The sequence below is a fragment of the Elizabethkingia argenteiflava genome, from assembly GCF_009904105.1.
Lineage (GTDB): Bacteria > Bacteroidota > Bacteroidia > Flavobacteriales > Weeksellaceae > Elizabethkingia > Elizabethkingia argenteiflava.
This window is the reverse complement of record NZ_JAAABJ010000620.1, coordinates 1-656: the sequence shown is the minus strand read 5'-3', so window position 1 is coordinate 656 and position 656 is coordinate 1. Positions and strand designations below refer to the sequence as shown.

Annotated in this window: 1 protein-coding gene; it reads right to left on the bottom strand. The window is 31.2% G+C overall.

The annotated features are described in order from the left end of the window. Window positions 1–204 (bottom strand): hypothetical protein (locus GNY06_RS10775; protein WP_166520076.1); only part of this gene is annotated, 204 nt, incomplete at its 3' end. Window positions 205–656 lie beyond the last annotated feature (452 nt).

The window sequence follows — 656 nt, the reverse complement described above, 5'->3', positions numbered from 1 at the left end:
TTCTGCCTGATCTCCATTTTGCAATAATTTAAAATTGATCCCATCAACAGAAAACGTGTCCGTCACTTTTAAGATCTTCTTATTTTTCTGTGTTGTATTTTCTTTTTGGTCTTCAACTTTTGAGGTCTTTGCATCATTTTTACAGGAGGCCAATAATATTCCTACAAAAAAAAGCACCATTGTTTTTCTGCTAAATTTCATCATAAGTCTAATTTAAAATTAGATAATACAGACCGGGTCTAAAGCTTCAAAGGAGAGTTAATATACTCTGAATGAAGACGTAACCAACTGCAATCACTCAAATCTACAAAAAATAAATAAGACCAATATTTTATTTAGGGGCGCTTATCTATTCACTTCTAAATCTATAAAAGTAGCTAATTCAAATAGGGATATTGAAACTCTAAAAAAGGCTAAATTAGTTTATCCGTCTCTGAAAAGAGCTAATTCAAAGAGTCTTTTGTATGTGAGTCTGTGTTTAAGTTCATTTCAAATTATTTATTAGAAAAAATTTACTTTGCAGCAAAATCGCTATTAAATACTTTTATATATCATAATATCCTGATAGCTTGATGTAGGGGTACTTGAGACCTGCTTTACGATCTTTGTTGCTCCAGTGAAGGGCGTCTCAACATCATAATTATACTCGATCCATT